The 25,825-nt window shown below is 69.1% G+C and carries 25 protein-coding genes and 1 riboswitch; of the genes, 21 read left to right on the top strand and 4 right to left on the bottom strand.

Translation table 11 applies throughout. The features are described from left to right. Positions 1-98 precede the first annotated feature (98 nt). The 10 genes from WKR98_RS02745 to WKR98_RS02700 all read left to right on the top strand — a co-directional run bounded on the left by WKR98_RS02745 (position 99) and on the right by WKR98_RS02700 (position 10,807). Positions 99-1,913, top strand: coding sequence for an ABC transporter ATP-binding protein (locus tag WKR98_RS02745; protein WP_341431975.1), 1,815 nt, complete (start codon positions 99-101; stop codon positions 1,911-1,913). Further along, the gene (guaD, locus tag WKR98_RS02740) at positions 1,888-3,300 is read left to right on the top strand and encodes a guanine deaminase (protein WP_341431974.1); all 1,413 of its coding nucleotides are present in this window, start codon (positions 1,888-1,890) and stop codon (positions 3,298-3,300) included. The genes WKR98_RS02745 and guaD overlap by 26 nt, the downstream gene beginning before the upstream one ends. A 50-nt stretch (positions 3,301-3,350) precedes the next feature. Then, positions 3,351-4,328 carry a glutathione synthase gene (gshB, locus tag WKR98_RS02735; protein WP_341431973.1) on the top strand — a complete coding sequence of 326 codons (978 nt, stop codon included), beginning with the start codon at positions 3,351-3,353 and terminating at the stop codon, positions 4,326-4,328. Beyond that, positions 4,325-4,738 (top strand): PTS sugar transporter subunit IIA, encoded by a 414-nt coding sequence (locus tag WKR98_RS02730; RefSeq protein ID WP_087838113.1) that lies wholly within the window; start codon positions 4,325-4,327, stop codon positions 4,736-4,738. Before gshB ends, WKR98_RS02730 begins: the two co-directional genes overlap by 4 nt. 2 nt (positions 4,739-4,740) lie before the next feature. Further along, positions 4,741-5,010 (top strand): HPr family phosphocarrier protein, encoded by a 270-nt coding sequence (locus tag WKR98_RS02725; RefSeq protein ID WP_341431972.1) that lies wholly within the window; start codon positions 4,741-4,743, stop codon positions 5,008-5,010. A gap of 3 nt (positions 5,011-5,013) precedes the next feature. Next, positions 5,014-6,750 carry a phosphoenolpyruvate--protein phosphotransferase gene (gene ptsP, locus WKR98_RS02720; protein WP_255465714.1) on the top strand — a complete coding sequence of 579 codons (1,737 nt, stop codon included), beginning with the start codon at positions 5,014-5,016 and terminating at the stop codon, positions 6,748-6,750. A gap of 114 nt (positions 6,751-6,864) precedes the next feature. Then, positions 6,865-7,629 (top strand): helix-turn-helix transcriptional regulator, encoded by a 765-nt coding sequence (locus WKR98_RS02715; RefSeq protein WP_238160216.1) that lies wholly within the window; start codon positions 6,865-6,867, stop codon positions 7,627-7,629. A gap of 48 nt (positions 7,630-7,677) precedes the next feature. After that, a riboswitch (SAM riboswitch) is annotated at positions 7,678-7,756 on the top strand. Positions 7,757-7,816: 60 nt separating this feature from the next. Next, a complete protein-coding gene (gene metX, locus WKR98_RS02710) occupies positions 7,817-8,986 on the top strand; it encodes a homoserine O-succinyltransferase MetX (RefSeq protein WP_238160500.1) in 1,170 nt (389 codons plus the stop codon). Further along, positions 8,983-9,606: a methionine biosynthesis protein MetW gene (gene metW, locus WKR98_RS02705; RefSeq protein WP_124691762.1), complete on the top strand. Its 624-nt coding sequence runs from the start codon at positions 8,983-8,985 to the stop codon at positions 9,604-9,606. The genes metX and metW overlap by 4 nt, the downstream gene beginning before the upstream one ends. A gap of 28 nt (positions 9,607-9,634) precedes the next feature. After that, positions 9,635-10,807 (top strand): metallophosphoesterase, encoded by a 1,173-nt coding sequence (locus WKR98_RS02700; RefSeq protein WP_341431971.1) that lies wholly within the window; start codon positions 9,635-9,637, stop codon positions 10,805-10,807. A gap of 10 nt (positions 10,808-10,817) precedes the next feature. Here WKR98_RS02700 and WKR98_RS02695 read toward each other — a convergent pair whose 3' ends face one another. Then, positions 10,818-11,726 carry a DMT family transporter gene (locus tag WKR98_RS02695; protein ID WP_124691760.1) on the bottom strand — a complete coding sequence of 303 codons (909 nt, stop codon included), beginning with the start codon at positions 11,724-11,726 and terminating at the stop codon, positions 10,818-10,820. Between the two features lie 98 nt (positions 11,727-11,824). On the opposite strand from WKR98_RS02695, the gene WKR98_RS02690 reads away from it, so the two are divergent. Both WKR98_RS02690 and WKR98_RS02685 read left to right on the top strand, forming a co-directional pair. Next, positions 11,825-12,592 (top strand): AraC family transcriptional regulator, encoded by a 768-nt coding sequence (locus tag WKR98_RS02690; protein ID WP_341431970.1) that lies wholly within the window; start codon positions 11,825-11,827, stop codon positions 12,590-12,592. Positions 12,593-12,611: 19 nt separating this feature from the next. Then, positions 12,612-12,917 carry an I78 family peptidase inhibitor gene (locus WKR98_RS02685; protein ID WP_341431969.1) on the top strand — a complete coding sequence of 102 codons (306 nt, stop codon included), beginning with the start codon at positions 12,612-12,614 and terminating at the stop codon, positions 12,915-12,917. A 12-nt stretch (positions 12,918-12,929) separates the two neighbouring features. Here WKR98_RS02685 and WKR98_RS02680 read toward each other — a convergent pair whose 3' ends face one another. Next, on the bottom strand, positions 12,930-13,877 hold the full coding sequence (locus tag WKR98_RS02680; RefSeq protein WP_124691757.1) for a LysR family transcriptional regulator: 948 nt from the start codon (positions 13,875-13,877) through the stop codon (positions 12,930-12,932). A 176-nt stretch (positions 13,878-14,053) separates the two neighbouring features. Between WKR98_RS02680 and WKR98_RS02675 the strand changes: the two genes are divergently transcribed. The 4 genes from WKR98_RS02675 to WKR98_RS02660 all read left to right on the top strand — a co-directional run bounded on the left by WKR98_RS02675 (position 14,054) and on the right by WKR98_RS02660 (position 19,619). Continuing rightward, positions 14,054-15,016 carry a Bug family tripartite tricarboxylate transporter substrate binding protein gene (locus WKR98_RS02675; RefSeq protein ID WP_124691756.1) on the top strand — a complete coding sequence of 321 codons (963 nt, stop codon included), beginning with the start codon at positions 14,054-14,056 and terminating at the stop codon, positions 15,014-15,016. Between the two features lie 125 nt (positions 15,017-15,141). Then, positions 15,142-16,296, top strand: coding sequence for an iron-containing alcohol dehydrogenase (locus WKR98_RS02670; protein WP_341431968.1), 1,155 nt, complete (start codon positions 15,142-15,144; stop codon positions 16,294-16,296). Between the two features lie 26 nt (positions 16,297-16,322). After that, positions 16,323-17,792, top strand: a complete 1,470-nt coding sequence (locus WKR98_RS02665; protein ID WP_124691754.1) for an aldehyde dehydrogenase — start codon at positions 16,323-16,325, stop codon at positions 17,790-17,792. A 162-nt stretch (positions 17,793-17,954) separates the two neighbouring features. Further along, positions 17,955-19,619: a carboxypeptidase regulatory-like domain-containing protein gene (locus WKR98_RS02660; protein WP_124691753.1), complete on the top strand. Its 1,665-nt coding sequence runs from the start codon at positions 17,955-17,957 to the stop codon at positions 19,617-19,619. 49 nt (positions 19,620-19,668) lie between these two features. Here WKR98_RS02660 and WKR98_RS02655 read toward each other — a convergent pair whose 3' ends face one another. Both WKR98_RS02655 and WKR98_RS02650 read right to left on the bottom strand, forming a co-directional pair. Beyond that, entirely contained in the window at positions 19,669-20,280 is a 612-nt protein-coding gene (locus WKR98_RS02655; protein WP_124691752.1) for a DUF502 domain-containing protein, read from the bottom strand. A gap of 114 nt (positions 20,281-20,394) precedes the next feature. Next, entirely contained in the window at positions 20,395-21,453 is a 1,059-nt protein-coding gene (locus tag WKR98_RS02650; protein WP_124691751.1) for an MBL fold metallo-hydrolase, read from the bottom strand. Positions 21,454-21,625: 172 nt separating this feature from the next. Here WKR98_RS02650 and WKR98_RS02645 point away from each other — a divergent pair, with 172 nt between their 5' ends. Genes WKR98_RS02645 through WKR98_RS02625 form a run of 5 tightly spaced genes read left to right on the top strand, consistent with a single transcriptional unit; the run spans position 21,626 to position 25,722 of the window. Beyond that, positions 21,626-22,807 (top strand): acetyl-CoA C-acetyltransferase, encoded by a 1,182-nt coding sequence (locus WKR98_RS02645; RefSeq protein ID WP_124691750.1) that lies wholly within the window; start codon positions 21,626-21,628, stop codon positions 22,805-22,807. A gap of 13 nt (positions 22,808-22,820) precedes the next feature. Then, on the top strand, positions 22,821-23,681 hold the full coding sequence (locus WKR98_RS02640) for an IclR family transcriptional regulator (RefSeq protein ID WP_124691749.1): 861 nt from the start codon (positions 22,821-22,823) through the stop codon (positions 23,679-23,681). 10 nt (positions 23,682-23,691) lie between these two features. Continuing rightward, positions 23,692-24,660, top strand: a complete 969-nt coding sequence (ybiB, locus tag WKR98_RS02635; protein WP_341431967.1) for a DNA-binding protein YbiB — start codon at positions 23,692-23,694, stop codon at positions 24,658-24,660. Beyond that, positions 24,657-25,049: a sirohydrochlorin chelatase gene (locus WKR98_RS02630; protein ID WP_341431966.1), complete on the top strand. Its 393-nt coding sequence runs from the start codon at positions 24,657-24,659 to the stop codon at positions 25,047-25,049. The genes ybiB and WKR98_RS02630 overlap by 4 nt, the downstream gene beginning before the upstream one ends. A gap of 49 nt (positions 25,050-25,098) precedes the next feature. Continuing rightward, entirely contained in the window at positions 25,099-25,722 is a 624-nt protein-coding gene (locus tag WKR98_RS02625; RefSeq protein WP_341431965.1) for a glutathione S-transferase family protein, read from the top strand. Positions 25,723-25,825 lie beyond the last annotated feature (103 nt).

Here is a 25,825-nt window from a genome sequence, read left to right as displayed (position 1 = left end):
CGGCCGGTGCCGCCGGGCCGTGGCGGTTTTCATGGCTGGACGCAGGTATGCTTCGGGTTGGCACGGATTTCGCCCTTGATGCCGCTCCGGGGACCTGCATGTACCTCCTGTGGACCTACCTCAAGCCCCACCGCTCCCTGGCCTTCGTCGCGTTGCTGCTGGCGGGCGCCTCGCAGGTCCTGGCCCTGGTCGATCCCATCATCTTCGGGCGCATCATCGACGAGTACGCGATCAATCGCGCCGGCAAGACCGAACACGAGCTGGTCAGCGGCGTGCTGGGGCTGCTGGCCCTGGCGGTGGGGATCGCCATCCTGTCCCGGCTGGCCCGCGCCCTGCAGGAATACACCACCCGGCTGGTGGTGCAGAAGCTGGGCACGCATCTTTTCAATGACGGCCTGCGGCAGGTGCTGCGCCTGCGCTTCCAGGAGTTCGAGGACCTGCGCAGCGGCGAGATCCTGTCCCTGTTGCAGAAGGTCCGGGCCGACAGCGAGCGTTTCATCAACACCTTCATCAACACGGTGTTCGCGGCGGTGGTGGGGGTGGGGTTCCTGACCTGGTATTCGGTCACGAAGAACTGGCTGCTGGTGCCGGTGTTCCTGGTCGGCGTGCTGCTGCTGGGCGGCCTGACCGGTTTGCTCAGCCGCGAGATCAAGACCCAGCAGCGTTCCATCGTGCGCGAGACGAACCGCAATTCGGGCTTCATCACGGAGTCCCTGCGCAATGTGGAGCTGATCAAGAGTCTGGGGCTGACTTATCCGGAAATCCGCCGCCTGCAGGCGCAGACGGCGGCGATCTTCGCGCTCGAAATGGAGAAGGTCAAGCGGATACGGGTGCTGTCCTTCCTGCAGGGCATGACGCTGAGCCTGTTGCGGCTGTCCATCCTGTTCGCGCTGCTGTGGCTGATCTTCCGCGAAGTGCTGAGCCCTGGCGAGCTGATCGCGATGCAGTTCATTTCGGTGGCGATCTTCGCGCCTTTGCAGGAACTGGGGAACATCATCCTGGCCTATCGCGAGGTGGACGCCTCGCTGCTGAACTTCGGCGCGCTGATGAAAAAGCCCGTGGAGCGGCGGCCGCCGGGCGCGGTGGACGTGGGGCCGGTGCGGGACGTGCGTTTCGAGCAGGTCTGCTTTCGCCACAAGGGGGCGCCGGACTACGCGCTGGAAGACGTGTCGTTCGAGGCGCAACTGGGCGACACGATCGCGTTCGTGGGGCCGTCGGGCTCGGGCAAGTCGACCCTGGTGAAGCTGCTGGTGGGGCTGTATCCGCCGGCCGGCGGGACGGTGTCGTACAACGGCCAGCCCACGACGGCGCTGCGCTTCAACCGCGTCCGGCGGCAGATCGGATTCGTGACACAGGAAGCGCACATGTTCGCCGGCACGATCCGCGAGAACCTGCGGCTGGTCAAGCCCGACGCCACCGACGAGGAAATGGTGGCGGCGATGGAGCAGGCCTCCTGCGCCTATCTGCTGACCAAGTCGCCGGACGGGCTGGACACGGCCATAGGCGAGATGGGCATGAAGCTGTCGGGTGGCGAGAAGCAGCGCCTGTCGATCGCCCGCGCGTTGATCCGCCAGCCCCGGCTGCTGATCTTCGACGAGGCGACCTCGGCGCTGGATTCGCTGACCGAGGAACAGATCAACGAGACGGTGCGGCGCATCTGCGCGCGCCGCACGCAGATCACGATCCTGATCGCGCACCGGCTGTCGACGGTGATGCAGGCCGACACCATCTTCGTGCTGGAAAAAGGGCGTATCGTGGAGCACGGCAGCCATGCCCGGTTGCTGGAAGGCAAGGGCCTTTACTATGCGATGTGGCGGCAGCAGATAGGCGAGCGGCCCGCCGCGCCGACATCCGGGGACCTGCCCGCCGACGAACCCGAGGATGCCTATGACCCGCTCCCGCCCGGGCCCTGACGCCCCCGACTCCCGCTTCGGCCCCGGCCGCCACGCCCTGCGCGGCGCCACGCTGAGTTTCCATGCCGACCCTTTCCTGTCGGATCCGCACGCTTCGTACACCCACCTGCCCGATGCGCTGGTGGTGATCGAGGACGGACGCATCGCGGAAGCCGGCCCCTACGACCGGCTGCGCGCCTCGGTCGAAGGCTCCATGCCGGTGGCGCACTATCCGGACGCGCTGATCCTGCCGGGTTTCGTCGATACCCATATCCATTACCCGCAGACCCAGATGATCGGCGCCTTCGGCGAGCAATTGCTGGAGTGGCTGAACAAGTACACCTTCGTGACCGAGCAGCAGTTCGCCGACCCGGCGCACGCCGCGATGGTCAGCGAGCTGTTCCTGCGCGAGCTGCTGCGGGCGGGCACGACGACGGCGGCGGTGTACTGCACGGTGCATCCCGGGTCGGTGGACGCCTTCTTCCAGGCCTCGCAGCGATTCGACACGCGCATGATCGCCGGCAAGGTGCTGATGGACCGCAACGCGCCGGAGGCGCTGCGGGACACGGTGCAAGGCGGCTACGAGGACTCCCGGGACCTGATCGGCAGGTGGCACGGCAACGGGCGCCAGCTGTATTGCATCACTCCGCGCTTCGCGGCGACCTCGTCCCAGGCGCAGCTGGAGTCGGCGGCCCGCCTGTGGCGCGAGCATCCCGGCACCTACATGCAGACCCACCTGAGCGAGAACCTGGGCGAGGTGGGCTGGGTCGCCGAGCTGTTCCCGGACTGCTGCGACTACTTCGAGGTCTACCGGCGCGCCGGTCTGGCGGGGCCGCGGGCCATCTTCGCGCACGCGGTGCACGTGTCGGAGGACGAATTGTGCGCCTGCCATCGGTCCGGGTCGGCGCTGGCGCACTGCCCGACCTCCAACCTGTTCCTGGGCAGCGGCCTGTTCCGGGTGTTCGACGCCAAGCGGGCCGACCGGCCGGTGCGGGTGGGGCTGGGCACGGACATAGGCGGGGGCACGGCCTTCTCGCAGTTGCAGACGCTGAACGAGGCCTACAAGGTGGCGGCCCTGAACCAGACGCGGCTGACCGCCGTCCACGCGTTCTACCTGGCGACCCGGGGCGGCGCGCACGCGCTGTACCTGGACGACCGCCTGGGGGCCATCGAGCCGGGCTACGAGGCCGACCTGGCGGTGCTGGACCTGAAATCTACGCCCTTGATGGACTTCCGGATGCGCTATTGCACCGACCTGATGGAGCGCCTGTTCGTGCTGATGACACTGGGCGACGACCGGGCGGTGCGCGCCACCTACGTGGCGGGGCGGCCGGTGTATGACCGGTCGCGCCAGCCGGCGCCTTTCCGGTACGCGGACGGTTCGGCGGCGCCCGCGCCGGCTTGCTAGAATCAGTATTCGTTTCCGCGCCCGCGTCCGGCGGGCATTCAAGGCCATCCATGCACGTACTTTTCATTATTGACCCGCTTCCCGCGCTCAAGGCCTACAAGGACACCTCCGTGGCGATGATGCGAGCCCTCGTGGCCCGCGGCCATAGGCTGAGCGTGGCGATGCAGGGCGATCTCTACGTCATCGACGGCGCGGTGCGCACGGCGTCCCGGCCCCTCGAACTGGTGCCGGATGCCGACCTGCACGCACATGACTGGTGGAAGGAAGGCCCCGAGGGCGACCAGCCGCTGACCGCCTTCGACGCGGTACTGATGCGCAAAGACCCGCCTTTCGACATGGAATACGTGTATTCCACCCACCTGATGGAGCGGGCCGAGGCCCAGGGCGCGCGGGTGTTCAATTCCGGCGCGGCGATCCGCAACCACCCCGAGAAGCTGGCCATCGCCGAATTCCCGCACCTGACGGTGCCGACGCTGGTGACGCGCGACATGGCTCGCCTGCGGGCTTTCCACAACGAATACCACGACGTCATCGTCAAGCCGCTGGACGGCATGGGCGGCACCGGGATCTTCCGGCTGGCGCCCCGGGAAGCCAACCTGAACGCCATCCTCGAGACGCTGACCGACAATGGCCAGCGCAGCATCATGGCGCAGCGCTACATTCCCGAGATCCTGCAGGGCGACAAGCGGGTGCTGCTGATCGGCGGCGAACCCGTGCCGTATTGCCTGGCGCGCATCCCGCAGGCGGGCGAGACCCGCGGCAACCTGGCCGCCGGCGGCCGGGGCGTGGCGCAGCCGCTGTCCGACCGCGACCTGGCCATCGCCCGCGAACTGGGGCCGAAACTGGCCGCGCGGGGCCTGCTGCTGGTGGGCCTGGACGTGATCGGCGACTACGTCACCGAGATCAACGTGACCAGCCCGACCACGTTCTGCGAAATCACCGAGCAGACCGGCTTCGACGTCGGCGCGATGTTCGCGCGCGCGCTCGAGGACGCCGTCGCCGCGAAGCCGGAGGCGAGATCGGCATGACCGGCGTCGTCATCGTCGCGCACGAACCGCTGGCTTCGTCGCTCCTTTCCTGCGCTTCGCACATCTTCGGCGAACTGTCCGGCGTGCTGGCCTACGATGCCGGCAACGACGAGGATCCCGACCAGATGTTCCGCGCGGTGCTCGAGCGCATCGAATCCGCGGCGGCCGGCGAGGGCGTGCTGGTACTGACCGACGTGGTGGGCGCCACGCCCGCCAACCAGACCGACCGGGCGGCGCGCGAGGCGTCGCGGCTGGGGACGCCCACCACCGTGCTGGCCGGCGTCAACATACCGATGTTGCTGCGCACCTTGCCTTACCGCCACCTTTCCCTTGATGATCTGGCGCAGCGCGCCCTGGCTGGCGGCACGCAAGGCGTCTTGCGCGTCGACGGCGAACCTGAAGACCATTGACCATGCCGAGCATCGACATCGCCGTTATCAACAAGCTGGGCCTGCACGCGCGGGCATCCGCCAAGCTGACCCAGCTCGCCAGCCGGTTCCGCAGCGAAATCCATATCGCGCGCGGCTCGCGCCGCGTCAACGCCAAGAGCATCATGGGCGTCATGATGCTGGCGGCGGGCATCGGCACCAAGGTGACCGTCGATGCCGAGGGCGAGGACGCTCAGGAGGCCCTGGACCAGATCCAGGCGCTGTTCGCGCAGAAGTTCGGCGAGGCCGAGTAGCCTATGGAAACCTCGATGCTGGCCTTGCACGGACTGGGGGTGTCGCGCGGCTATGCCATCGGCCGCGCCGTGGTCATCGGCGCGGCCGCCCTAGAGGTATCCCACTATCGTATCGATGAAGAGGAGGTGGAGGCCGAGTGCGCACGCCTGGCCGCCGCCATCCGCGCCGCTTCCGACGAACTGGCCCAGCTGGCCGACCATCTTCCCCCCGACGTACCCCGCGAACTGGGCGCCATCCTCCAGGTGCACAGCATGATCCTGGCCGACGCGATGATCTCGCTCGAGCCGCTGGAGATCATCCGTTCCCGCCACTACAACGCCGAATGGGCGCTGACCGCCCAGGGCCAGGCCCTGGCCGAGCAGTTCGCGCAGATGGAAGACGAGTACATGCGCGAGCGGGGCGGCGACGTGCGCCAAGTGATCGAGCGCATCCTGCATGCGCTGGCCGAGGCCAACGGGCGGCCGCGCGGCTTGAAGGGTTCGGCCATCGACGACCATGGCGATCCGCTCGTCGTCGTGGCCCACGACATCGCGCCCGCCGACATGCTCAAGCTGCGGGGCGCGCGCTTCGCGGCCTTCACCACCGACCTGGGCGGCGCGACCTCGCACACGGCCATCGTCGCCCGCAGCATGGGCGTGCCGGCCGTGGTGGCGCTGGGCGCGGCGCGCACGCTGCTGCGCGACGGCGACATGGTCATCGTCGATGGCGAGGCCGGCGTGCTGCTGGTCAATCCGCCACCGCGCGTCGTGGCCGAGTACCGCGCCCGCCAGGCCGACTACGCCCGCGAGCGGGCCACGCTGGCGACGCTGCGCGACGTGCCGGCCATCACGCTGGACGGCGTGGTCGTGTCCATGCTGGCCAACATCGAGCTGCCCGAAGAGGCGCAGGCGGCGGTGGATGCCGGCGCCGAGGGCATCGGGCTGTTCCGCAGCGAATTCCTGTTCATGGGGCGTGACGACCTGCCCGGCGAAGACGAACAGTACGAGGCCTATGCCTCGGTGGTACGCACGATGGCGGGACGTCCGGTCACCATCCGGACGCTGGACATCGGCGCCGACAAGACGCTGGACGGCGAGGCCACCGTGGCCACCAATCCGGCGCTGGGCCTGCGGGCGATCCGCTACTGCCTGGCCCACCCCGAACTGTTCGCCACGCAGTTGCGCGCGATCCTGCGCGCCTCGGCCCACGGGCCGGTGCGGATACTGATCCCCATGGTGGCCCACCTGCGCGAGGCGCGCGCGTCCTATGCCGCCATCGCCGCCGCCAGGCACGAACTCGACGCGCGCGGCCAGGCCTACGGCCAGAACATCCTGGTGGGGGCGATGGTCGAGATCCCGGCCGTGGCGATCGCCATCGAGCCCTTCGTCGAGGCCTTCGATTTCCTGTCCATCGGCACCAACGATCTGATCCAGTACACCTTGGCCATCGACCGGGCGGACCCCGACGTGGCGGGGCTGTACGACTCGCTGCACCCGGCGGTGCTGCGGCTGGTGGCCAACACCATCAACGCGGGCTCGCGCGCCGGCAAATCGGTATCGGTGTGCGGCGAGATGGCGGGCGACACCGAGCTGACGCGGCTGCTGCTGGGCCTGGGGCTGACGCAGTTCTCCATGCATCCGCAGCAGTTGCTGGACGTCAAGCGCGAGATCCTGCACGCCCATTCGAATGCGCTGCGGACCAAGGTGGCCGCGGTCCTGAACCGCGCGTCGGAAATGGACCTGTCGCTGCTGAATCAGTAGCGGCACGCCTTTCCAGGCGTTTTGCCGCTGCACGGGCCGATTCACAAGGCCGTCAGTTCATCATAGAATGTTACCAAATGTGACATTCACGATGGAATGACGAGACCCGCATTCGTGACATCGGAAGCGCCGCAGGGTCCCGAGGCCCGGGGCGTGGAAGGCAACGAGACCACGACCCGCGTGTTGCGGTCGCTGCGTCCGCTGATCGGGGCCTCCAGCGAGAGGGACATCGGCAGGGTCGCCCGCGAGTTCGCCAACGGGCTGGGCGCGGCGCATCATGCGTTCGGCATCGTCCAGCGCACGCCCGACGGCAACGTCCTGCGCTGGCTGGCCGAGGATGCCCGGCGGTGGTGGGAAGGGTTCCGCCCCGAGTTTCCGCCCCTGATCCAATCCGCCGGCTGGCCTGCCGGCCAGTTGCGCGCCTGCCGGCGGGCGCTGGACGACGGCCAGGCATCGCCTTCCCACGACGAATTGCGGCGCCTGGAGGCCCACAGCGCGCTGTTCCTGGTGGCCGAAGGGCTGCGCCCCGGCGATACGGTCGCCTGTCTTGCCCTGCTGTTCGGCTCCGCCGACGCGGCCGCCGGGCGCTATACCCGGGCACAGCTGGCGGACCTGGGCAATCATGCCGCGTCGCTGCTGCTGGACGCCTATCTGCGGCTTCCTTGCCAGGACCGGGCGCCGGTGCCCATCCGGCTTTCCGGGCGCGAGCAGGAATGCCTGCGCTGGGCCTCGGTGGGCAAGACCGGCGGCGAGACCGCCCAGATCCTGGGGCTGAGCGAGCGCACCGTGAACTTCCACCTGGGCAACGCCTTCGCCAAGCTCAAGGTCAACAACAAGCAGGCGGCGGTGGCCCAGGCCATCCTGCAAGGCCTGCTGTAGGGCCGTCCGCGGCAGGCCGCGCCGGGTCGGATGCTACAATCCCCCGTAACTTTCATTGGCGCCGATTTGCCTGGTCCGCTTGCGGGCGCCTGATAAATCCAGCTAAAGAGCTCCGTCCATCGTGTCTTCCGATTCGCATCTCGAAGAGGCGTTGACCGCCTTTCTCGACACCCCCGCATCTCCTCCCATCGGTCCCGATTCCGTCGGTGTCGTCCAGGCGCAGGCCATGACGTTCGACGAGCCGCTGCAATTGGCCAGCGGCACGGCCTTCGGTCCGTATTCGCTCACCATCGAGACCTACGGCCGCCTGAACGCCGATCGCTCCAACGCGGTGCTGGTCTGCCATGCGCTGAACGCCTCGCACCACGTGGCCGGCGTGTCGGCCGACGATCCGTCCGACGTCGGCTGGTGGGACAACATGGTGGGGCCGGGCAAGCCGCTGGACACCGATCGCTACTTCGTGATCGGGATCAACAACCTGGGTTCCTGCTTCGGATCCACCGGGCCCGCCAGCATCGATCCCCGCACCGGACGACCCTACGGCGCCTCGTTCCCCGTGGTCACGGTCGAGGATTGGGTCCATGCGCAGGCCCGCGTGGCCGACCGGCTGGGTATTGCCCGCTTCGCCGCGGTCATGGGCGGATCGCTGGGCGGCATGCAGGCGCTGAGCTGGGCCATCACCTATCCCGAGCGCGTGGCGCATTGCGTGGTCATCGCCAGCACGCCCCGGCTGTCGGCGCAGAACATCGCCTTCAACGAAGTGGCGCGGCGCGCCATCATCACCGATCCCGAGTTCCACGGCGGGGATTTCTATGCCCATGGCACGGTGCCGCGCAACGGCCTGTCGGTGGCGCGGATGATCGGCCACATCACCTACCTGTCGGGCGAAGACATGGCCGAGAAGTTCGGGCGCGCGCAGCGTTCGCCCGGCGCCGACGGCGCGTTCCGCTACGGCTACGACGTGGAATTCGAGGTGGAGTCCTACCTGCGCTACCAGGGCGAGAAGTTCTCGAAGTACTTCGATGCCAACACCTATCTGCTGATCACGCGGGCGCTGGACTATTTCGATCCGGCCAAGCAGGCTGGCGGCGACCTGGCGCGGTCGCTCGCGCCGGCGCAGGCCGAGTTCCTGCTGACCTCGTTCACCACCGACTGGCGTTTCCCGCCCTCGTGTTCGCGCGAGATCGTGCAGGCGCTGCTGCGCAACGGCCGTCCGGTCACCTACGCCGAGATCGAGGCGCCGCACGGCCACGATGCCTTCCTGCTGGACGACGCCCGCTACCACTCGGTGGTGCGGGGCTATTTCGACCGCGTGGCCCGCCAACTGGGGCTGGGCGCGGCGGGAGGCGCGCGATGAACCGCAACGCCGCTTCCCTGCGCCCCGACCTGGCCCGCATCGCGGGCTGGATCGCCGACGGCTCGCGCGTGCTGGACCTGGGCTGCGGCGACGGCACGCTGCTCGCCCACCTGCGCGACGCGCAGCGGGCCCGCATCGTCGGGGTCGAGATCAGCGACCAGCACGTGATCGAATGCGCGCGCAAGGGCGTCAACGTTATCCAGCAGAACCTGGAGGACGGCCTCGCGCTGTTCGAGGACGGCCGCTTCGACACGGTGGTGCTGTCGCAGACCTTGCAGGCCGTGCACAACACCGAGCGCATCCTGCTCGAGATGGCGCGCGTGGCAAGCGAGGGCATCGTCTCCTTCCCCAATTTCGGCCATTGGACCCACGGCCTGTCCATCCTGCGCGGGCACATGCCCGTGACCGGCCAGATGCCCTACCAGTGGTACAACACGCCCAACATCCACCTGTGCACGCTGAAGGACTTCGAGGCGCTGGCCGCCAAGCTCGGCCTGCGCATCCTGGCCCGTGCGACCTTCGCCGACGCCCACGAGATCTCGTGGCTGCCGGGCTGGCGCAGCACGCTGGCCGTGTATCGCTTCGCCTCGCCGGCGCGGCGCGGGACGGCGGCGGCGTGACACGCGGGCGCGCCCGCAAGCCCGTGGCATGAGCCAGCGGCGCGCCCTGCACAGGTTTTACTTCTTCGGCCTGATCGGCCTGGTGCACGCCTACGTATGGCTGCGCCTCGTGCCCGACCTGGGCGCGGTGCCGGGCCTGGCGCCGGCGCTGAGCGTCGTGCTGGCATTGTCCGCCGTGCTGATTCCCACCAGCATGCTCGCGCGGCGCCGCTCGGCCGGCCGCCTGCTGCTGGGCGCGATCTGGCTGGGGCTGCTGTGCATGGGCCTGTTCTCGTCGTTGTTCGTGCTGACGCTGCTGCGCGACCTGGTATTGGCCGGCGCGTCCGCGATGGCGTGGTTCGGCGCCGGAGGCGGGCACGCGGTGCTGGAGGCGCCGTCGGCCCTGTTCGTGGTGGCGGCTTCGCTGCTGATGTCGGTGGCCGGCTTCGTCGGTGCCCGCCGCGTGGCGCGCGTGGTGCGCGTCGACATTCCGCTGCGGGGGCTGCCCGCCGGGCTGGACGGATTCACCATCGCACAGATCAGCGACATCCATGTCGGGCCCACCATCCGCGCGCCCTACGTGCGGCGCATCGTCGACGCGGTCAACCAGCTGCGGCCGGACATGGTGGCGATCACCGGCGACCTGGTCGACGGCAGCGTGGCCGATCTCGCGCCGCACGCGCGGCCCCTGGCGGAGCTGGCGTCGCGCCACGGAACCTTCTTCGTGACCGGCAACCACGAATACTACTCGGGCGCGCACGCCTGGGTGGAGGCGCTGCGCGACATGGGCATGCGGGTGCTGCTGAACGAGCACGCGGTGCTGCGCCATGCGGGCCAGGAACTGGTGGTGGCCGGCATTACCGATTACAGCGCCCACCAGTTCGATCCGGCGCACCGCAGCGATCCGCAACGTGCGATCGACGGCGCGCCGGCCGATGCCGGCGCCCGCGTGGTGCTGGCCCACCAGCCGCGCAGCGCGGCGGCCACCGCCGCGGCGGGATTCGATCTCCAGTTGTCGGGCCATACGCACGGCGGGCAGTTCCTGCCCTGGAATTTCCTCGTGCCGCTGCAGCAGCCGTTCGTGACGGGGCTGCATCGCCAGGACGGCATGTGGGTGTATGTGAACCGCGGCACGGGCTATTGGGGTCCGCCCATGCGCTTCGGCGTGCCGTCCGAGATCACGTTGCTGCGCCTGGTGCGGGCCCGGGACGGCGACGCCTGACCCGGCCGCCTCAGCGCGCCAGCGATGTCCGCACGGCGAACAGCGGCCGCTGCACGGTCTGCGCGATCAGCACGCCGGCCAGGCTGATGCCGCCGCCGATCACGTGGTAGGCGCGCATGGGTTCGTCCAGCAGGGCGATAGCCAGGCCCGCGGTCAGCACCGGCAGCAGGTTGATGAAGATCGCGCAGCGGTTGGGGCCCAGCAGCTTCACGCCCTGTATCCAGAAGAAGGTCAGGATGATGGACGAGAAGATGCCGGCGTAGGCGATCAGCGGCACGGTCCTGGCGTCCAGCATGGCGGTGCCGGCGGGCAGGGCCAGGAACAGCGGGAACATGAACACCAGCGCGAAGGCCGCCTGCATGTAGGTCGATTGCCAGGCGGGGATGGCCATCCGCCAGCGCTTGAGCAGCACGCCGTACAGCGAGTAGGCCAGCGCGGCGAACAGCATCAGCACGTCGCCCAGGTGGGCGCCCTGCGCCAGCACCGCGCCGATGTCGCCATGGCCGACCAGGTACAGGATGCCGCCGAACGACAGCACGCCGCCCACCGCCATGCCCAGGGTGACGGGATCGCCCAGCAGCGCCGCGCTCAGGATCGCCGTCAACAGCGGGATCAGCGCCGTGACGATGGCCATGTTGGTGGCCGTGGTGCTTTCCGCGGCGCGGTAGGACAAGGCCTGGAACAGCGCCATGGACAACAGGCCGCCTATGGCCAGTTGCCACCAGTGGCGCCGGATGGCGTCGCGGTTGCGCCAGATGGGGCGCACGAGAAAAGGGCTGAGCAGCGCGATGGCCAGCACCAGCCGGTAGAACGTGATGGCGGTGGGCGCGATGGCCGAGGCCGCCATCTTGGACACGATCACGTTGCCGGCCCAGAAGACGATGGCCAGGAAGGGGAAGAGATACGCGGCGGGGGACATCGAAAAGGCTCCGGAAAGAGAGGAAGCTTCATGCTCCGCGCTACCCGGTCGGCTGTCTCACGCTAATATGAAGTCAGTTATCTAAAAAGTGACATTCCATGGATGTCGATGCCCATCTGCGTGATTCGGCTCGGGCCGGCGTGCCCGTCACCGCCATTGCCGCGGACTATCCCCACGGGCACGTGATCGCCCCGCACAGCCATGCCCACGGCCAGTTGCTCTATGCGATCGAAGGCGTGATGTGCATCGACGCCCAGGGCGGCCGCTGGGTGGTGCCGCCCACGCGCGGCGTGTGGCTGGAGGCCGGGATCGCGCACCAGGTGCGCATGAGCGGCGACGTGAAGATGCGGACCGTGTTCGTCGCGGCCGATGCGGGAGCGCAGTTGCCGCAGGGCAGCTGCGTGCTGGGCATCCCGCCGCTGCTGCGCGAACTGATCCTGGCCGCCATCGACCTGCCGCCGGGCGACGGGCCGGCGTCGCGGGCCAGTTGCCTGAGGGGGCTGCTGCTGCATGAACTGCGGGCGCTGCCGGTCTTGCCGCTGCACCTGCCGCTGCCCTCGGACCCGCGCCTGCGCGCGGTGTGCCAGCGGCTGACCGAGGCGCCGGACGACGGCCGCACGGTCGATGCCTGGGCCGCCGGCGCCGGCATGTCGGCCCGCACGCTGCACCGCCTGTTCCAGCAGCAGACGGGCATGCGCTTCGGCTACTGGCGCCAGCAGGTGCGCCTGCTGGCCGCGCTGGAGCGCCTGGCGCGGGGTGATAAAGTGGTCGACGTCGCGCTCGATCACGGCTACCAGAGCCAGAGCGCCTTCGCAGCGATGTTCCGCCGGCATTTCGGGATGCCGCCCACGCTGTTCTATCGATGATCCCCCACAAGGAGAACCCATGATCCGGAGCGCCTTTGCCGTTGCCACGCTGGCCTTTGCCGCCGGCTGCGCCGCCCCCGCGCCCGCCGCCGATTCCCAGCCCGCGGCGCAGGCGCCGCAGGGACAATGCCAGGCCGACGCGGCCCAGTCCCTGGTCGGCCAGCAACTCAGCTCGGTACTGATCGAGGAGGCCCGCAAGGCCTCGGGTGCCGGCAGCGCGCGCGTGCTGCGCCCGGGGCAGGCCATCACCATGGAGTTCAATCCGTTCCGGGTGAACGTCGAGGTCAATCGGCGCGAGGCCGTGACGGCGATACGCTGCGGCTGAGGACGGCCTTTTTCAGTCCGGCGTGGGCTTGCCCAGCGGCGCGTGCCCGCGCAGCGCCGAGGCCGCTTCCTCGATATAGGTGGCCAGCGCCCGCGCCTCGGGACTGAGCGGCCGGATGGACGAATAGTAGATCTCGGTCCACAGTTCGATGCGGGGCCGGAACGGCCGGGTGACGACGTCGGGGAAGATGCCGGTGGACAGCAGCATGGGATTGATCAGGCCGATGCCCACGTCCTGCTGCACCAGCGCGCATACGCCCATGGACGTGCTGGCGAAGATGGTCTTGGGCACGCTGACGCCCGCTTCCTGCAAGGTGGCGCGCACCAGGATGGAAGTGGGCGATTCCTCGGGCAGGGCGATGACGGTGGCGCCCACCAGGTCTTCCGGACGAACCACGGACTTGGCCACCAGCGGATGGCGCCGATGCAGGGCGGCCACCAGCAGGTCCTCGGAGATCGTGTGGCGTTCGCACAGGTCGACGCTGCTGGCCGTGTTGGGCGCGGGCGGATTGGTCACGCCCAGGTCCACCTCGTGGTGGGCCACCGACTCCAGCACCTTGGGCGGGCCTTCCACGCGCAGGTGCACGTTGACGTCGGGATGGCTTTCCTTGAAGCGCTGGATGGCGCTGGGCAGGATGGCGATCAGCGGCGGGGCGTGCGCCGCGACGATGACGGTACGCACCGACCCCTGGTCCAGCGCATAGGCCTCGTCCAGCGCCCATTCCAGGTGCTTGGCCGCCTGCTCGGCGCGTGGCAGCAGCCGGCGCGCCGCGGCCGTGGGCTCGAGGCGTCCGTGCGCCAGCGTGAACAGCGCGACGCCGGTTTCCCGCTCCATCAGCCGCAGGGTCTTGCTGACCGCTGCCTTGGATATGCCCAGCCGCAGCGCGGCCTCGCCCATGCCGCGGCTGCGCATGAGGGTGGCGAAGATCTGGAAATGGCGGCTGTTCAGGAGGCGTGACACGGTGTGGAAGCGGTTCGTGGCCCGGCAACGGGCAGGTGGGAAATTGTTAACCTCTGGTTAACAAGAAATGCCATTGTCACACATCGCCGCTGCCTACAATTTCAGCATGGACGAGCCGGAACGCCCAGACTTGGCAGGCCGGCCGTCGCTGTCCAACCCTTTACGAGATCGATGTGATGATGCGCAAGCTGTTTTCCGTGGTGGCCGTGTCGGCCCTGGTTCCCGTGGCCGCGATGGCCGACACCTTCCCGTCCAAGCCCGTGACCATCGTGGTGTCGGTGCCGGCCGGCGGCACCATCGACGCGATCGCGCGCATGGTCGCCAAGGACATGGGCGAGTCGCTGGGCAAGCAATTCGTGGTCGAGAACCGGCCGGGCGCCAACGGCAACATCGCCGCCGACTACGTGCGCCGCGCTCCGGCGGACGGCTACACGCTGCTGATGCTGGCGTCGAGCACGCTGGCCCTGGGCCCGTACGTGATGCAGAACGTGCCGTTCGACCCGATCAAGGATTTCGCCCCGGTGGCGATGACGGCGGGCCTGAACATGGCGCTGCTGGTCAACCCCAAGGTGGGCGTCTCGGACGTCAAGGGCCTGATCGAGAAGATGAAGGCCAACCCGGGCAAGCTGAACTACTCGTCCACCGGCAACGGCTCGTTCCCGCACGTGGCCGGCGCGCTGCTGAACCTGGAAACCCATACCGACGCGACCCACGTGCCCTACAAGGGCCTGGCGCCTTCCATCCAGGACCTGCTGGCGGGCCAGGTGGACTTCACCTTCGATTCGGGCAGCGCCGTGCACGTCAAGTCGGGCAAGCTCAAGGCCCTGGCGGTGATCGGACCCAAGCGCGCCGCCGCCCTGCCCGACGTGCCCACCTTCCGCGAAGCCGGCCTGCCCGAGCTGGAGAAGGTCAGCGGCTGGCACGGCGTGTTCGCCCCGGCCGGCACCCCGGCCGACGTGATCAAGCGCTTGAACGCCGAGATCAACAAGAGCCTGAAGAAGCCCGCTTCGATCGAGCGCATCCAGGCGATGGGCTTCGAAAGCGTGGCGACCACGCCCGAAGAACTCGGCAACGCGCTGCGCACCGAATACAAGAACTTCGGCGACCTGATCGCCAAGACCAAGATCTCGGCGTACTGATCCGCGTCCCGGCCGGCGCGCCGCGCGCCGGCCGTCCCTTCTTCCTGCTTTCCGCATCACCGCGCATGGGGTGAGGGCCGTGCTCACCCCGGCCGCCCCGCGCGGACCGGACGGAGCCGATGTCCATGCCCAGCTTCCATTTCGAAACCACGCCTCGCATCGTCTGCGAGCGCGGGGCCGCCCTCCGGCTGGCCCAGATCCTCCAGGCCGGCGGCCACCGCCGCGCGTTTCTCGTTACCGATCCCGGACTGGTCGCGGCCGGGCTGATCGATGCGCCCGCCGCGGCCCTGCGCGCCGCGGGCCTGCACGTGGCCGTGTACGACCGCGTGCAGGCGGACCCGCCCGAGCACGTGGTGCTGGAGGCGGCGCAGGCCGCCCGCGACGACCGCGCCGACTGCGTGATCGGCCTGGGCGGCGGCAGTTCGCTCGACACCGCCAAGCTGGTGGCCCTGCTGGCGGCCAATCCGCAGCCGCTGGCCGACATCTACGGCCCGCAGCGCGCCCGCGGGCCGCGCCTGCCGCTGATCCAGGTGCCGACCACCGCGGGCACCGGGTCCGAAGTCACGCCCACCTCGGTCGTCTCCACGCCCGACCACCAGAAGCGCGGCGTGATCAGTTCGCTGCTGTTTCCCGACGTGGCGGTGCTGGATGCCGCGCTGACGGCGGCGCTGCCGCCCGGGCCCACGGCGATGACCGGCATCGACGCCATGGTCCACGCCATCGAGGCCTATACGACCCGGCACAAGAAGAACCCCATGTCGGACATGCTGGCGATGCGCGCGCTGCAACTGCTGCACGGCCACCTGGGCGGCGCGGTGCGGCAGGGCGGCGATCTGGACAGCCGGGAAGCCATGCTGCTGGGATCGCTGCTGGCGGGCATGGCCTTCGCCAACGCCCCGGTGGCCGCGATCCATGCGCTGGCCCATCCGCTGGGCAGCCACTTCCACGTGCCGCACGGACTGGCCAATTCGCTGGTCATGGTCCCCATCCTGCGGTTCAACCTGCCGGTGGCCGAAGCGGCGTATGCCGAACTGGCGCGCGCGCTGGATCCGGGCCTGCGCGACGCGGCCGATGCCGAGGCGGCGCTGGCCTTCATCGCCGCCATGCAGGCCCACGTGACGGCGTCGCCCATTGCGCAGCGGCTGCGCGACGTGGGGGTCGGCGAATCCGATCTGCCGGCGCTGGCCGAGGCGGCGATGACCGTGGACCGCCTGTTGATGAACAACCCCCGCGACCTGACCCGCGACGACGCGCTCGCGATCTATACCCAGGCCTTCTAGCGCCCGGCCTTTCATGGAACCCTGACATGACCGAACACATCCAGACCCTGATCGCCGGCTCCTGGCGCGACGCCTCGGGCCCCCGTTACGTGACCGAATACCCCGCCGACGGCAGCGAGGTCGCCACGCTGCACGCGGCCAACGCCGACGACGTGGACCAGGCCGTGCGCGCCGCCGAGGCCGCGCGCCTGCGCCCCGAGTGGGCCGGCCTGAAGCCGCACGAGCGCGGCGCCATCCTGTCCCGCATCGCCGCCGGCATCCGGGCCCGGGCCGAGGAACTGGCGCAGCTGCAGCGCCTGGACAATGGCAAGCCCATCAACGAGACGCGCGCGCTGGTGGCCAGCGCGGCCGGCACCTTCCAGTTCTTCGCCGCGGCTTGCGAGACGTTGGAAGATACCATCACCCCGTCCCGCGGCGACTACGTCAGCATGAGCGTGCACGAGCCGCTGGGCGTGGTGGGCGCCATCACCCCGTGGAACTCGCCCATCGCCAGCGAGGCGCAGAAGCTGGCGCCCGCCCTGGCGGCCGGCTGCGCGGTCGTGTTCAAGCCCGCCGAGATCACGCCGCGCATGGCCATCGAACTGGCCCGCATCGCGCAGCAGGCGGGCGTGCCCGACGGCATCCTGAGCGTGGTGCCCGGCAAGGGCTCGGTGGTCGGCGACGCGCTGGTGCGCCATCCGCTGATCCGCCGCATCGCCTTCACCGGCGGCACCACCGTCGGCCTGGGTATCGCCCGGCTGGCGGCCGAGCGCCTGATGCCGACGTCGCTGGAACTGGGCGGCAAGTCGCCCACCATCGTCTGCGCCGACGCCGACCTGGACCACGCGGTGGCCGGCGTGCTGTACGGCATCTTCAGTTCGTCGGGCGAATCGTGCATTGCCGGGTCGCGCGCCTTCGTGCACGCCAGCGTGTATGAAGCCTTCAAGGAACGCCTGCTGGCGGGCGTGCGGGCGCTGCGCGTGGGGGACCCGGCCAGCGAGCAGACCCAGATGGGGCCGCTGGTCAGCCGCGCCCATCGCGAATCGGTGGAACGCTATGTGCAACTGGGTGTGGACGAGGGCGGCAGGGTGCTGGCCGGCGGCCAGCGGCCCGCGGGCGCCGGCTACGAGCGCGGCAGCTACTACCTGCCCACCGTGATCGAAGGCCTGCCCAACGAGGCCCGCATGTGCCAGGAGGAAATCTTCGGCCCGGTGCTGGCGCTGCTGCCGTGGACCGACGAGGCCGACCTGATCGCCCAGTGCAACGACAGCGTGTTCGGCCTCGCCTCGGGCATCTGGACGGGAGACTACAAGACGGCCTGGCGCCTGGGCGCCGCGCTGCAGACGGGCACCGTCTGGGTCAACACCTACAAGCTGTTCTCGGTCAGCACGCCCTTCGGCGGCGTGAAAATGAGCGGTACGGGGCGCGAGAAGGGCCGGCTGGGGATCCTGGAATACACCAACCAGAAGAGCTACTACTGGGGCATGAACGCGGCGCCGCTGCCATGGAGCCGGTAACACGTAACCTCGTCTATCTGAGCATTTGCAAGAGATGTATGTATTGTTAACGTAGTGAGTGCATCTCACATTCCCTCTGTAGACTTTCGCCGCTAGTAAACGCTTACAACAAAAATTGGCCTGACCGACCGTCAGGCCAGCGGATTCTAAACAGGGGGAATCATGAAACACGAATCTACGCTGGGCGAGAGCCCCGCGGGCGGCCGCGCGCGCGTCGGCCAGTCCCGGCTGCCGGCCCTGCTGGCGGCGCTTGGCGCGTCGCTGGTGCTGGCCGCATGCGGCGGCGGCGATGGCTCGTCGAACGCCAATCCGGGGCAGCCGACCAATCCCGAACCGCCCACCAACCCCGAGCCGCCGGCCACGGCCACCGGCAAGGTAACCGGAAAGGTCATCAACAGCCTGACCGGCGAGGCCATCCAGAACGCCCGCGTCACCAATGGCTCGGCCAGCGCCACGTCCAATGCCCAGGGCGAGTTCGAACTGGCCGGTGTCGCGCCCGCCAGCCGGACGGTGATCCGCGTCAACGCCACCGGCTATGGCGAGGGCCTGCCCACCGCCGCCGTGGTCGCCAACCAGACCACCAGCATGGCTTCGGTCGAACTGCAGCCGGTGGACGTGACGGGCGGCGGCGACGCCGCCACGGCCATTACCGTGACCGCGCCCAACACACCGGCATCGGTCTCGCTGCCTGCCAACGGACTGGTCCGTCCCAACGGCACGCCCGCCACGGGCAGGGTCTCGGTCGCGCTGAACGCGGTGAACCCGGCCCTGAACGTCAACGCCATGCCCGGCCAGTACCTGGTCGCGACCGCCGGCGGTGGCACCGGCGTCATGGAAAGCTGGGGCGCGATCAACGTGACCCTGCAGAACGCCGCGGGTGAACGCCTGAACCTGGCGCCCGGCAAGACCGCGACCATCCGCATTCCGGTCGCTACCCGCAGCGCCAGCAACCCCGCCACGATTCCGCTGTTCTACTTCGACGAGGCGACCGGCTTCTGGAAGCAGGAAGGCTCGGCCACGCTGGCCGGTTCGGGCGCCGACCAGTACTACGAGGGCACCGTCAGCCACTTCACGTACTGGAATGCCGACCAGCTGATGAACACGGTCTACGTGAACGGCTGCGTGGCCGACGACGCGGGCGCATCGTCGCTGGCGAACATCCTGGTGACCTCGGACGGCATCGATTACTCCAGCTCGTCGTCCGTGCGTACCGATGCCCAGGGCAAGTTCCGCATCGCGATGAAGAAGGGCGGCAAGGCCACGCTGTTCGCGCAACAGGGCGTCAAACTGTCCAATACCGTGTCGGTGGGGCCGTTCGCCGCGGACACCACGCTGACAGAATGCCTGTCGTTGACGACGCTGACCGACGCCATCAGCATCAAGCTGACCTGGGGCGCCCGGCCCCTGGACGTGGATTCGCACCTGTTCACGCCGGATGGCACCGAGATCTACTTCTCCAACAAGGGCAGCCTGGGCACCGACCCCTTCGTCAATCTGGACGTCGATGACACCACTGGCTTCGGCCCCGAGGTGGTGACCATCCGCAAGCTGATGGTGGGCACTTACACCTACGCGCTCTACAACTACTCGGGCACCTATGATCCCGGCATGACCGGCTCCCCGGTTCGTGTCGAGCTCAACAACAAGGGTTCGCTGTCGGTGTTCGGTCCGACTTCGGGAGAAGTCTCCGGTTCGACCCGGTGGTGGACCGTGTTCAAGCTGAACGTGGATGCAAGCTGCCGGGTAACCGTCAACCGTGTCGGCGCGTGGTCCAGCGCCGAGCCGGAGCCCGCGGTCGTGACTCGCCGCTACTGCGCGGCACCTTGAGGAATGGGATGGGCGGCGGTTTTCCCGTGAGGTCCGCCGCCTGATCCCGTCATTCCTGCCTGGGGGCGGGCGCCGCCTGCGGCGTGCGCGCCATCCAGGCGATCAGCGACGAGCGCATCGCCTCTTCCACCGTCATGTCGATGGGCGTGACCCACGAAAGCGGCACGAACACGGTATAGCCGCCGATCATGTAGCCCATCGGCAGGTAGACGGCCACCCGCTCGCCGGGCAGGAAGCCCTCGGGCAGGCCGGCCGTGCTGCGCCGGGTGACCAGCCCCACCAGTTCGAATTCCTGGCCAGGCATGCGCAGGATGACGACCTGCTGCCCGCCCTGACTGGTGCTGGGCGTGAAATAGTCGGCGAAGCTCTTGAGCGAGGAATAGATGCTCTTGACCACCGGGATGCTGGTGAACGGCCATTCGACGTAGGACAGCAGGCGGCGCACCCGGTGCTTGGACACCAGCATGCCGACGGCGACGATGCCGAGCACGCCCAGGATCAGGCCCATGCCGGGAAAGTAGAAGCCGCCGACGAAGGGGCGGAGCACCGCCAGCGCGAGCGCCTCCATCCAGGCTACGCACACGTACAGCAGGTACAGCGTCAACGCCAGCGGCAGGATGGTGATCAGGCCACGGAAAAAATACTTGTAGACGTTTTTCATCTCGGACTCCTGCGGCACCAGGGAAGCCGCCCCGCGCGGCGGTGGCCGGGGCGCCAAGCATAGCAGCAGAATGCGCGCGGCCAGGGGCCGCGCGGAGACCAGGGGAAACAGGCCCTAAGCGGGAACGCGGTAGCGGACTATGCCGTCGTCGCCGCTCTCGCGGGCGATCACGCCCTGGTAATACAGCATGTGCAGGTGGGCGATGGCCTCGCCCAGCGCGAAGGTCATCTGGTGCAGGTCCAGCTTGCGCTTGAACAGCACGGGCACGACGTCGTAGGCCGACGCGGCCTGGCCGGTACAGGCTTGCTTGACCCGTGCCAGGTGGTCGGCGTGGTGGGCGTGCTGCTGCGCGATGCGCGTATGGATGCCGACGAAGGGCCGTCCGTGCGAGGGCAGCACCAGCGCGTCGGCCGGCACGTGGGCATAGCCGCTGAGCGAATCCAGGTAGAGCTGGAGCGGATTGCTTTCGGGGTCGATGTCCGTGACGCTGACGTTGGTCGAGATGCGCGGCAGCACCATGTCGCCGGAAATGACGATGTTCAGTTCCTTGCAATACAGCGAGATGTGCTCGGGCGCGTGCCCGTAGCCGGCGATGGCATGCCACTCGTGGCCGCCGATGCGCAATACGTCGCGGTCCATGATGCGGTTGAACTGGGCGGGGACCTGGGGCACCAGCTGCGGGTAGTAGCGGGTACGGGCGCGCACGCCGTCCAGCGAGGCCGGGTCGGTCATGCCGTTGCGGGCGAAGTGGGCGGCCATGCGTTCGCCCCCCGAGATGGCCTTGCCTTCGATGAACAGGTGGGCGGTCAGGAAGTCGGTGGCGCTCATCTGCAGGGGAACGCCCCATTTCTCGGTCAGCCAGTGGGCCAGGCCGATGTGGTCGGGGTGCATGTGGGTGACGATGACCCGCACTACCGGCAGCCCGTCGAGCTGGGAGGCGAAGACCTGTTCCCACAGCGCCTTGACCTCGTCGCGGGCGACGCCGCAGTCGACGATGGTCCAGCCGTCGCGCCCCTCGAAGCGGTCGCGCAGCAGCCACAGGTTGATGTGATCCAGCGCGAAGGGCAGGGGCATGCGGATCCAGCGGATGCCGGGCGCGACCTCGATGGCGGCGCCGGCCTCGGGCAGGGTATCGCCCAGCGGATACTTCAGTTCGTGTTCGAGAGGATTCATGGCGGGTGGGCCTGGCCGGTTCGTGCGGCGCTGCCGGGGCAGGTCTAAAATGGGCAGGCCACTTGTTGGTAAATTACAGCTAGTGTACCTAGGTGCCGGCGGATGCCTTCCCGGAGCGCAGCCGCCGCCCTTGCCCGTGGCGCCCGCCGCTTTTCAGAGTCAGGAGTCGAAGATGTCGGATCCCGTTGTTATCGTATCGGCCGCCCGTACCCCCATGGGCGCCATGTTGGGCGAGCTTTCAGGGCTTTCCGCCAACCAGTTGGGCGCAGTCGCGATCAAGGCGGCCATCGAGCGTTCGGGTCTGAAGCCCGAACAGATCCAGGAAGTGCTGATGGGCAACGTGCTGCAAGCCGGCCAGGGCCAGGCTCCGGCCCGCCAGGCCGCGCTGGGCGCGGGCCTGCCGCTCGGCACCAGTTGTTCCACCATCAACAAGATCTGCGGGTCGGGCATGAAGGCCACGATGCTGGCGCACGACCTGCTGCTGGCCGGCAGCGCCCAGGTCGCGCTGGCGGGCGGCATGGAAAGCATGAGCAACGCCCCCTATCTGCTGCCCAAGGCGCGCCAGGGCTACCGCTACGGCCACGCCACCATGTACGACCACATGGCGATGGACGGCCTGGAAGACGCCTATGACAAGGGCCGCGCCATGGGCGTGTTCGCCGAGGACTGCGCCGCCAAGTACAGCTTCACCCGCGAGCAGCAGGACGCCTATTCGCTCGAGTCGCTGCGCCGCGCCAAGGCCGCCAGCGAGGACGGCAGCTTCGAATGGGAAATCGCGCCGGTCACCGTGGCCGACCGCAAGGGCGAGAAGATCATCGCGCGCGACGAGGCCCCGTACAAGGCCATGCCCGAGAAGGTCCCCACCCTCAAGCCGGCGTTCAAGAAGGATGGCACCGTCACCGCCGCCAACTCCTCGTCGATCTCGGACGGCGCCGCCGCCCTGGTGCTGATGCGTGCCTCCACCGCCGAAAAGCTGGGCGTCGCGCCGCTGGCCCGCGTGGTTGCCCATGCGCAGCATTCGCAGGAGCCGCAATGGTTCACCACCGCACCCGTGGGCGCGCTGGCCACGCTGTTCGCCAAGACCGGCTGGAAGCCGGGCGACGTCGACCTGTACGAGATCAACGAAGCCTTTGCCGTGGTGACCATGGCCGCGATGGCCGAGCACAAGCTGCCGCACGAGAAGGTCAACGTGCACGGCGGCGCCACCGCCCTGGGCCACCCCATCGGCGCCAGCGGCGCGCGGCTGATCGCCACCCTGCTGGGGGCGATGCGCCAGCGCAATGCCAAGCGCGGCGTGGCCTCGCTGTGCATAGGCGGCGGCGAAGCCACGGCCATGGCCTTCGAACTGATCTGATCGCCAGGGCTGCATGACGCAACACCCATCGGCCGGCGGCAAGCCGGCCGGCATCGGCGCGGGCAGCCCTGGGGCCGCCCGCGCGTCCGCGGGCGCCGAGGGCGACGCGGTCAAGCCCAGCGATGCCTACGTGCAGTCCTTCGCGCGCGGATTGGCCGTCATCCGGGCCTTCAACGCCGAACGGCCCGCCATGACCCTGACCGAGGTGGCCGAGGCCGCCGGGCTGACGCGGGCGGGCGCGCGCCGCATCCTGCTGACGCTGGTGCAACTGGGCTACGTGGCCACGGAAGGCCGGCAGTTCCGGCTCACGCCCCGCATCCTGGAACTCGGCTTCGCCTACCTGACCTCCATGCCGTTCTGGGACCTGGCCGAGCCCATCATGGAGCAACTGACCAACGAGGCGCACCAGTCCTGCTCGGCCACCGTGCTGGACGGGACCGACATCGTCTACGTGCTGCGCATCCCGACCGGGCGCATCATGTCCATCAACCTCGGGATAGGCAGCCGCCTGCCCGCCTACTGCTCGGCCATGGGGCGTGTGCTGCTGGCCGGCCTGGCCGACGCCGAGATCGACGCGGCGCTGGCCAGGTCCGACCTGCGGGCCCATACGCCGTTGACGGTGACCGACCCGGCGCAGCTCAAGGCCGCCATCCTGAAGGTGCGCGAGCAGGGCTGGTCGCTGGTGGATCGCGAGCTCGAGACCGGACTGGTCGCCATCGCCGCGCCCATCCGCGATCGCAGCGGCCGCACCGTGGCCGCCCTGAACCTGAGCGGCCAGGCGCACCTCGTGACCGCGCGGCAGATGCAGGACGAACTGTTGCCGCTGCTGTGCCGAGCCGCCGAACGCATCAACGACCTGATGAAGCGCGTGTAATGGAGCACCCATGACCGAACCCTATGCATGCGCGCCGCTGATCCGCGAGATCGGCCGCGGCAAGGACGGTTCGCGCGCACTGGCGCGCGAGCAGGCCGGCGCATTGATGGGCGCCATCCTGGATGGCCGGGTCTCCGAACTGGAGCTGGGCGCGGTGCTGCTGGCCCTGCGCATGAAGGGCGAGTCCGTGTCCGAGGTGGCCGGTTTCCTGGACGCGGCCGAGGCGCGGATGGCGCGCGTCCAGGCGCCCGCCGGCCGGCCCGTGGTGGTCCTGCCCACCTACAACGGCTCGCGCCATGCGCCCAATCTCGTGCCGCTGCTGGCCTGGAGCGTGGCGCATGCTGGCCTGCCGGTGTTGCTGCACGGGCAGGCCTCCGATCCGGCCCGGCCGGGCGCGGGTTCGAATGCCGCGCGCGTGCCCACCATCGACATCCTGGAGCAACTCGGCATCGAGGCCTCGCCCGATGCCGCCGCCGCCTCGCGGGCGCTGAGCGACCGCGGGCTGGCCTATCTGCCGCTGGCCGTCGCCAGTCCGGGGTTGGCCCGGGTCGTGGGCCTGCGCCGCACCCTGGGCGTGCGCAACGTCGCGCACACGCTGGCCAAGCTGCTGCGCCCGGTGCAAGGCCCCAGCCTGCTGCTGTCCGCCTATACCCATCCCGAATTCGGCGCCATGCTGGCCGAGCTGTTCGCGCTGCGGCGCGAGGCGGCGTTGCTGATGCGCGCCACCGAGGGCGAGGCGGTCGCCAATACCCGCCGCGCGCAGCGCATCGCAAGCTGGCTGGATGGCGCCGAGACCACTGTCGTGGAAGGCGCCGAGCGCGCCGAGGCCGAGCTGCCGGCCCTGCCCGCGCGCGAGGCGGCCCCCACGGCGGCCTGGGTGCGGGCGATCCAGCAGGGACAGGCGCCGCTGCCGGCCGCCATCGCGGCCCAGCGCGACGCCATCGTCGATGCCGCGGCGCGCATGGGGCGGGCCGCATGACGCCGCGCCGGGGCATCGTCCTGTTCGCGCACGGCTCGCGCGATCCGCAATGGGCCCGGCCCATGGACGGGCTGGCCCAGGCGCTGCGCGCGCGCGATCCCGGCACGCCGGTCGAGATCGCCTTCCTGGAATTGATGCCGCCCACCCTGCCCGAGGCCATCGCTGTCCTGGCCGCCCGGGGAGTGGCCGAGATCGCCGTCCTGCCGGTATTCTGGGCGGCGGGCGCGCACGTGGCGCGTGACCTGGCGCGCCTGCTGGACGAGGCGCGTGCGGCGCATCCCGCGCTGCGGTTCGCGTCGCTGCCGGTATTGTCCGAACTACCCGGCGTGCTGGATGCCGTGGCCGAGGCGGCTCTGCGCCCGGCCACGGATCCGGGTTCGCCGGCCTAGCGTTCTTTCCTCGTTCGAATCCTTGCACCCGTACACGGAGATTTCCACCATGATGACCATCTGGGGCCGCCTGACTTCCATCAACGTTTCCAAGGCGGTGTGGGCCGCGCGCGAACTGGGCCTGCAGTTCGACCGCATCGACGTGGGCGGTCCCTACGGCGGGCTGGACAAGCCCGAGTACGTGGCCCTGAACCCCAACAGCAAGATCCCCACGCTGGACGACAACGGCTACATCCTGTGGGAATCGAATTCCATCGTGCGCTACCTGGCCGCCCAGTACGGCGCCGGCACGCTGTGGCCCACCGATCCGCGCGAGCGCGGTCTGAGCGACCGCTGGCTGGACTGGCAGGCCACCGAGTTCGGACCCGCCATGGGACCGGCCTTCATCGGCCTGATCCGCACGCCGGAAGACAAGCGCAATCCTCAGGCCATCGCCGAGTCCGTGGCGCGCGGCAACAAGCTGATCCTGCTGCTGGAGAAATTCCTGGCCGACGGCCGCCAGTACCTGGCGGGCGACCGCTTCACCATCGGCGACATCGCCGTCGGCTGCGCCATCGACCGGTGGTTTCTGCTGCCCATCGAGCGCCCGGCCACGCCGCTGCTGGCGCAATGGCACAAGCGCGTCAGCAGCCGGCCGTCGGCGCAGGGCGTGCTCGGGCAGGAATTGAAGTAACGGCACGCCGCGGGCAGGTGCCGCAGTAATACCTGCGGCATTGGATTTGCGCCGCGAATTTGTATTAGACACACCGTCGCCCCGCATCCAGAATTTCCTCTCC

Source organism: Pigmentiphaga sp. YJ18, from assembly GCF_038066655.1.
Lineage (GTDB): Bacteria > Pseudomonadota > Gammaproteobacteria > Burkholderiales > Burkholderiaceae_B > Pigmentiphaga.
The sequence above is the reverse complement of the archived record's forward strand: the minus strand, read 5'-3'. Positions and strand labels throughout refer to the sequence as shown.